Raw genomic sequence first — 5893 nt, forward strand, 5'->3', positions numbered from 1 at the left:
CGCGACCTCGGCCGATCCCTCGGTCGCGGCCGGCAGGATGAGGTCGGCGGCGGTCAGCGCCGGCACGTCGATGGTGATGTCGATCCGGTCGAGCATCGGGCCGGAGATCCTCGCCTGATAACCGGCCATGCAGCGCTCGTTCGGCTGCCGGCGGCAGGCATAGCCCGGCTCGGTCGCCTTGCCGCAGCGGCACGGATTCATCGCCGCGACCAGCTGGAACCTCGCCGGATAGACGGTGCGATGGTTGGCGCGCGAGATCAGCACCTCGCCGGTCTCCATCGGCTGGCGCAGCGCATCGAGCGCCTGAGCCTGGAATTCCGGCAGTTCGTCGAGGAAGAGCACGCCGTGATGGGCGAGCGAAATCTCGCCGGGCCTGGCCTGCAGGCCGCCGCCGACCAGCGCCGCCATGGAGGCCGAATGGTGCGGCGCGCGGAAGGGGCGCCGGTCGGTCAGCTCGCCATCGGCGAGATGGCCGGCGACCGACAGCACCATCGAGACCTCGAGCAGTTCGCGCGGATCGAGCGGCGGCAGGATCGAGGGCAGCCGGCTCGCCAGCATCGACTTGCCGGCGCCGGGTGGCCCGTTCATCAGCAGGTTGTGGCCGCCGGCGGCGGCGATCTCGAGCACGCGCTTGGCGCTCTCCTGGCCCTTGATCTCGCGCAGGTCCGGCAGGAGCCCGCTCTGGCGGGCGACGGCGGGCTGCGGCCGCGCCATCACCTGCGTGCCCTTGACATGGTTGGCGAGCTGGATCAGCGAGCGCGGCGCCAGGATGTCGAGATCTCGGGCCGCCCAGGCCGCCTCGGGCCCGCTGGCTGCGGGGCAGATCAGCCCCTGCCCTCTGGCATAGGCCGCGATCGCAGCCGGCAGCACGCCGGCGACCGGCGCGATCGAGCCGTCGAGGCCGAGCTCGCCGAGCACCGTGTAACCGGCGAGCGCGTCGGCCGGGATCGCGCCGATCGCCGCCATGACGCCGAGCGCGATGGGCAGGTCGTAATGGCTGCCCTCCTTGGGCAGGTCGGCCGGGGCGAGGTTGACGGTGATGCGCTTGGCCGGCAGCGCCAGCCCCGAGGCGATCAGCGCGGCGCGGACCCGCTCCTTGCTCTCGCCGACCGCCTTGTCCGGGAGGCCGACCAGGACGAAGGCGACGCCGCCGGGCGTGACCTGGACCTGGACATCGACGGCGCGCGCCTCGATGCCCTCGAACGCCACCGTCGCGACCCGCGTCACCATCCAAGCGCACCCCCGTTCCGCGCATTGACGCTAGCGTAAGCGCGTCAGGGTTGCAAGAACAGACCGCGAACTTCCAGATCAAGGCGGTCGATCATAAGAGCTCGGAGCAGAATCCCTGCGAAAGACCGATTCCCCGTCCTTCGCAGCCCGCTCTAGGCCGGTGCGACAGCCGCCTTTCGCGCGAGGGCTTGCCGCAGCAGCACGGGTGCGGCGATGACGAGGCCGATCGCGACGCTGCCCGGCGTCGCCAGGATCAGCGGCAGGGCGGCGATGCCGAGCACCGCCCGTTCCCATTTCGCCAGCGGCGCGAGCAGCCAGCCGGAGAAGGCGGCCGACAGCAAGGTGATGCTGGCGATGCAGGACGCGGTCGAGCCGACCAGCTCCGTCCAGGTGAAGCCCGGGGCCATGATCAGCATCGAGGGCGAGAACACGAAGACGAAGGGCACCAGCACCTTGCCGAGCGCCAGCCGGAAGGCGGTGTTGCCGGTCCTGAACGGGTCGGCGCCGGCCATGCTCGCCCCGGCATAGGCGGCGATCGCGACCGGCGGCGTCACATCGGCGAGCACGCCGTAATAGAAGACGAAGAAATGGGCGACGAGCGGATTGACGCCGAGCATGCCGAGCGCCGGCGCCGCCACCGTCACCATGATGATGTAGTTCGCCGTGGTCGGCACGCCGCAGCCGAGCAGGATGCAGACCAGGCCGGTTAGCAGCAGCGTGAAGAACAGGGTCGCGCTCTTCAGCTCGAAGGGCAGGACCGGCACGAGATCGAGCACGCCCCGAGCCCACTGGTCGGCGAGCGAGGTGACGATCCAGGAGATCTTGAAGCCGACGCCGGTCAGCGTGACGACGCCGACGATGACGCCGACCGTCGCCGCCGCGGCCCCGACGCCGATGGCGTATTTGGCACCGAGGATGAAGGCGTCGACCATCTCGGCGATCCGCTTGCGGCCCTCCTCCCAGCGGATCAGCACGCCATGCGCCATGGCGGCGAAGGCGGCGAGCGTGAGCCCGAGATTGACGCCGGGCACGCGCAGGATCTCGGTCGGCGCGGCGATGCCGATCGCGACGGCCAGCGCCAGCGCCGAAGCGGCGCGATGATGCGCGAGCCCGATCAGCATGCAGCCGGTGATGCCCCAGAAGGCGGCGAGATAGGGCGTGTAGCCGGTGAACAGGACGAGGATCAGCACGAAGAGCGGCGCGATCGTCGGCCAGTCGCGGGCGAAGACCTCGGAGAGCTTCGGCGTCTCGGCGTCGGTCAGGCCGCGCATGCCGGCGCGCTTCGCTTCGAAATGCACCTGCATCAGCACGCCGAAGAAGTGCATGAAGGCGGGGATGACCGCGGCGATCACGATGGTCGCATAGGGCAGGTTGAGGAACTCGACCATCAGGAACGCGGCCGCCCCCATGATCGGCGGGGTGATCTGGCCGCCGGTCGCAGCAGTCGATTCCACCGCCGCCGCGAAATGGCGCTGGTAGCCGAGCCGGATCATCATCGGGATGGTGAGAGAGCCGACGGTGACGGTGTTCGCCACCGAGGAGCCCGAGATCATCCCGAACAGGGCCGAACCGAAGATCGAGATCTTGGCCGGGCCGCCGGCGAAGCGTCCGGCGACCGCCGCGGCGACGCCGAGGAAGAGCCGGCCGAGGCCGACCCGCGTCGCCAGAACGCCGAACAGCACGAAATGGAAGACATAGGTCGCGACCACGCCGAGCGCGACGCCGTAGACGCCCTGGCTGGTGAGATAGAGATGGTTGACCAGCACCGACCAGGTCGCGCCCGGATGCAGGAAGATGCCGGGGAACCATGGCCCGAAGATCGCATAGACGATGGCGAAGAGCGCGATCAGCGGCAGGCCCCAGCCGATGGCCCGGCGCGTCGCCTCGATCATCAGCACGATGGTGATCGACCCCATGACGACGTCGAGCGTCGAGGGATTGCCGACGCGGAAGACGAGGTCCTCGAAGATGTAAGGCACATAGAGGCTCGCCGCCGCGACCGCGACGGCGCAGATCCAGTCATAGAGCGGCACGCCGCCGGGGCGCCACGGCGTCGAGGCATGGACCCTGGCGGCCTCGCTCTTGCGGGCGGCGAAGACCAGGAAGATCAGCCCGAGCACGAAGGCGAGATGGATGCCGCGATGGGTCGTCTCGCGCAGCAGGCCGAAGCCGGCCGTGTAGTAGTGGAAGGCGGAGAGCGCGAGCAGCAGCCCGCCGATGACCAGCGCCGTGCCGTGCGGCACCTTGCGGAACTGCATCTCCGGGTCGAGCTCTTCCTCGAGCCTGGCGAGTTCGGCGGCGGAGGGCTGGCTGGCCATGCTGGTCGACCTGCGGCTGTCGGCTTGCGCCGAGCGGGAACAGAGACACCGTCATTCCGGACAAGCCGCGATCGCCGCGCCGGTCCGGAATCCATCTGAGGGCGCCGAGGCCTGCGATGGATTCCGGCGCTGCGCTGCGCTCCGGCCGGAATGACGGCGTCGGTACGGGTGGAGAACCCTGCTTACTTGAGCAGGCCGGCTTCCTTGTAGAACTTCTCGGCGCCGGGATGCAGCGGCACGCCCTGCAGGCCCTGGAGCGCCGTCTCCTTGCGGATGGCCTTGCCCTTGGCGTGGCCGGCGTCGAGCGCGGCGCGGGTCTTGTCGCTCCACAGCGCCTTGGTCACGGCGTAGACGGTGTCGTTCGGGATCTTCGCCGAGGTGACCCAATGGGCCCCGACCGCGACGGTCTTGACTGCACCGACATCCTTGTAGGTCCCGGCCGGAATCTCGTCGGCGGCGAAGAAGGGCGAGTCCTTGGCGAGCTTCTCGGCCTGGGCGCCGGTGATCGGCAGGATGTCGATGCCCGAGCCGGTCGAGGCCAGCTCCGAGATCGCCGCCGCCGGATAGCCGCCGGTGAAGAAGAAGGCGTCGACCGAGCCGTCCTTCATCTTCTCGGCCGCCTGGTTCGGCTTGAGGAACTCGGCCGAGATGTCCTTGTCGGACACGCCGAAGGCGGCGAGGATCGCCCTGGCGTTGAGCAGCGTGCCGGAGCCGGGCTCGTCGAGCGAGACCTTCTTGCCCTTGAGGTCGGCGACGCTCTTCACATTCGCCGCCTTGCGCACGACGAGATGGACCGATTCGGGATAGAGATTGGCGATCGAGCGCAGCTCGGCGACCTTCGGCTTGCCTTCGAAGACGCCCGTGCCGGAATAGGCCCAGTAGGCGACGTCGGCCTGGACGAAACCGGATTCGGCAGCGCCGCCGACGATGGCGTTGACATTGGCGACCGAGCCGTTGCTCGCGACCGCGGTCGAGACCAGCTGCGGCGGCGCCGAGATGGCGTTCGCGATCAACCCGCCGATCGGATAGTAGGTGCCGGCGGTGCCGCCGGTGCCGATGCGGAAGAAGGCCGGCGCCTGGGCGAGCGCCGCGCCGGCGAGCGCCAGGGCAGCAACCCCCAGCGCGATCGAGGCGGTGCGGCGCGTGAACTTGGACTGCATGGAGGACCTCCCGTTGAAACGGGAAGTTTCGGAAGCTTTGCTGCGGCGATCAAGCGGCGATTGGGCAAATCCCATGCGTTTGTCGCCTCGGCCACGCAAGATCATGTCCGAATTGCGGCGGGAACGCCGCCGAGGCGGCCGACGGGGCGAGACCGGTCGCCTGCCCGGCCGATGCCCCGGCTCCCGGCCGGGTCTCGCCACACCCGCGACGAGCGGCCTGCCTCAGCGCCGCGTGACGATGCCGATCTCGGGCCTGGGCGGCGCGCCGAGCCAGAGCAGCGCGATGCCGAGCAGCAATCCGGCGGCGGCGGTCGGCACCTGCAGCAGGTGGATCAGCAGCGGATCCCAGAGCATGGGATGGAGGTTGCGCTCGACGGCGGGCTGCAGCAGCCGAAAGCGCTCGCCGAGCAGCGCCAGCAGGGTCTCGCCCAGCGGCGTGACGCGCAGGACCGAATCGGCGATCGAGCGTGCCCCGTCGGTCAGCAGCACGACGAAGCCGCCGGCGACGAGAACATAGCCGAGCATCCTGACGAGAAAGCGCACATCGTCCCCCGGTTCCGCGAGGCCCGGCCGCGACGCGGCCCATCCGCGCCGCCGGCGGCCGGCCAGCCGCATGTGTTCCCTCGCCCGCGCCATTGCAACGGCATAGCGCAATTGCGCGCAACCCCGCGCCGCCGCGGTTTTGGCCTTGAAAGTCGCGCGCATGACCGCCATAAGCAGCGCGCCGGACAGGTGGCCGAGTGGTTGAAGGCGCACGCCTGGAAAGTGTGTATACGGGAAACCGTATCGCGGGTTCGAATCCCGCCCTGTCCGCCAGCAAGTCCCCTAGCTTCAGCCCTCAGCGCAGAACCGCTCGAAATGGCCGGTATTTCCGCGCTCTAAAGGTGCCGGGACGTTCTCTCTTTCGCGCCGGCTGAGAAAATTCGGGCGCGCCTGAAGGCCGTTTCTCGGCTCGGCCTCGCGCTACTGCGGTTCCCCGCGACAACCGCAGTGGCCGCGTTGTTTCGCGAATCTGGCCCTTAGCCGACGTTAGGAATGTCTGCTTTTGGGCAGTCCATTGACGTTGCCCCCAGTTTCTATCCAGCGCGGAGTTCGCTCGGGCGGTAGGTTGTGGCCTGTTGGCCGGGGTGGATGACGGGATCTGGCGCGGAGCCGTTGGTATAGCGCAGCGGCAGATCTCGTCGT

The 5893-nt window shown here is 69.3% G+C and carries 3 protein-coding genes, 1 tRNA gene and 1 pseudogene; 1 reads left to right on the forward strand and 4 read right to left on the reverse strand.

Translation table 11 applies throughout. The annotated features are described in order from the left end of the window. The 4 genes and pseudogenes from CS1GBM4_RS22575 to CS1GBM4_RS22590 form a co-directional block, all read right to left on the reverse strand. On the reverse strand, positions 1-1230 hold a 1230-nt coding region (locus CS1GBM4_RS22575), incomplete at its 3' end, for a YifB family Mg chelatase-like AAA ATPase (protein ID WP_186421019.1). A 152-nt stretch (positions 1231-1382) separates the two neighbouring features. After that, positions 1383-3512: pseudogene (locus CS1GBM4_RS22580) on the reverse strand (TRAP transporter permease); the annotation flags it as partial. Between the two features lie 218 nt (positions 3513-3730). Beyond that, positions 3731-4708 (reverse strand): TAXI family TRAP transporter solute-binding subunit, encoded by a 978-nt coding sequence (locus CS1GBM4_RS22585; RefSeq protein ID WP_186421021.1) that lies wholly within the window; start codon positions 4706-4708, stop codon positions 3731-3733. Positions 4709-4930: 222 nt separating this feature from the next. Beyond that, positions 4931-5251 carry a hypothetical protein gene (locus CS1GBM4_RS22590; RefSeq protein ID WP_186421022.1) on the reverse strand — a complete coding sequence of 107 codons (321 nt, stop codon included), beginning with the start codon at positions 5249-5251 and terminating at the stop codon, positions 4931-4933. Positions 5252-5434: 183 nt separating this feature from the next. On the opposite strand from CS1GBM4_RS22590, the gene CS1GBM4_RS22595 reads away from it, so the two are divergent. Continuing rightward, positions 5435-5524 (forward strand) — tRNA-Ser (locus CS1GBM4_RS22595). Positions 5525-5893: the final 369 nt, after the last annotated feature.

Source organism: Allobosea sp. CS1GBMeth4 (assembly GCF_900185715.1).
Classification (GTDB): domain Bacteria; phylum Pseudomonadota; class Alphaproteobacteria; order Rhizobiales; family Beijerinckiaceae; genus Allobosea.